Origin of the sequence: Pseudomonas gebzensis, from assembly GCF_034427815.1 — a bacterium.
Lineage (GTDB): Bacteria > Pseudomonadota > Gammaproteobacteria > Pseudomonadales > Pseudomonadaceae > Aquipseudomonas.
In genome coordinates, this window is record NZ_JAXQNS010000021.1 from 1 (window position 1) to 1,811 (window position 1,811).

The 1,811-nt window shown below is 57.6% G+C and carries 1 protein-coding gene; it reads left to right on the plus strand.

The window, feature by feature from the left end:
- Window positions 1–14 precede the first annotated feature (14 nt).
- A partial coding sequence (locus SJI00_RS22265) for an immunoglobulin-like domain-containing protein (RefSeq protein WP_322463841.1) occupies window positions 15–1,811 on the plus strand: 1,797 nt, incomplete at its 3' end.

The window sequence follows — 1,811 nt, forward strand, 5'->3', positions numbered from 1 at the left end:
CCGAGGGCGGTTCGATTGTTTATACCGCCACTCTGACTAACCCTGCTGGTTCGCCAGTGACCGTGACCCTGAGCAACGGCCAGGTCATTACCATTGCGGCCAATCAGACCTCGGGTAGTGTCACTGTTGCGGCACCTGCGGATGATCCGTACATCGATGCGGGTCAGGTTACTGCGCAAATTACCAATGCCACCGGCGGCAACTTCGAGAATCTGGCGGTTAACGCTACGCCGGTAGTCACTGCGGTTACAGACACTATCGATACCACTACTGTCACACTGACAGCGGCGTCTTCGGTGGCCGAAGGTGGCGTGATCACTTATACGGCGTCGGTGGGTGCTCCAGTCACCGGCACGCCTGTTGTGGTGACGTTGGCTAACGGTCAAAACATCACGATTGCTGTCGGTCAAAGCTCCGGAACCGTGAATGTTCCGGTTAGCGATGATGCTTACCAAGGCCATGCCCCAGTCACCACGAACATCACGAACGTGTCCGGCGGTAACTACGAGAATCTGGTGGCTAATCAGTCGCCGATCACCACGGCTGTTACTGATGTAACGACGACCACTACCGTTTCCTTGGCGGCAACACCCTCCGTGGCCGAGGGCGGTTCAATTGTTTATACCGCCACTTTGACCAACCCTGCTGGTTCGCCCGTGACCGTGACCTTGAGCAACGGCCAGGTCATTACCATTGCTGCTAATCAGACCTCGGGTAGTGTCACTGTTGCGGCACCTGCGGATGATCCGTACGTCGACGCGGGTCAAGTTACTGCGCAAATCACTAATGCCACTGGTGGCAATTTTGAGAACCTCGCGGTTAACCCTGCGCCGGCAGTCACTGCGGTTACTGACACTATCGATACCACTACTGTCACATTGACAGCGGCGCCTTCGGTAGCTGAAGGCGGTTCCATCGTCTATACCGCCTCCGTTACAGCGCCAGTCACCAATACCCCAGTTACCGTGAAACTCGCCAACGGCGAGACCATCACTATTGCAGTGGGCCAGAGCTCCGGATCAGTCACGACGGCGGTCAGCAACGACGTTTACGTCGGCCATGCAGCTGTGAATAACAGCATCGCTACTGTTACAGGCGGCAATTACGAAAGCTTGGTGGCCAACCAGACTCCAGTAACGACAGCTGTCACCGACACGGTCGATACCTCGACTGTGACTCTGACCGCCACCCCATCAGTGGCCGAAGGCGGCTCGATTGTCTACACCGCCTCCGTGAACGCGCCGGTTACCAATACCCCGGTTACCGTGAAACTCGCCAATGGCGAGACCATCACGATTGCGGTTGGCCAGAGCTCCGGGACTGTAACGACGACGGTCAGCAACGACGTCTACGTCGGCCATGACTCGGTCAGCAACAGCATTGCCACTGTGACGGGCGGCAGCTATGAGAGCTTGGTTGCCAATCAGACTCCGGTGACCACGGCTGTCACTGACACGGTCGACACCTCGACCGTGACTCTGACCGCTACCCCATCCGTTGCCGAAGGCGGCTCCATCGTTTACACCGCCTCCGTTTCAGCTCCAGTTACCGGCGCTCCAGTCACCGTAAAACTCGCCAACGGCGAGACCATCACAATCGCGGTTGGACAGAGCTCCGGGACAGTAACGACAGCAGTCAGCAACGATGTGTACGTCGGCCATGACTCGGTCAGCAACAGCATCACTACCGTTGCAGGTGGCAACTACGAGAGCCTGATTGCTAATCAGACTCCAGTAACGACAGCTGTCACCGACACGGTCGACACCTCGACCGTGACTCTGACCGCTACCCCATCCGTTGCCGAAGGCGGC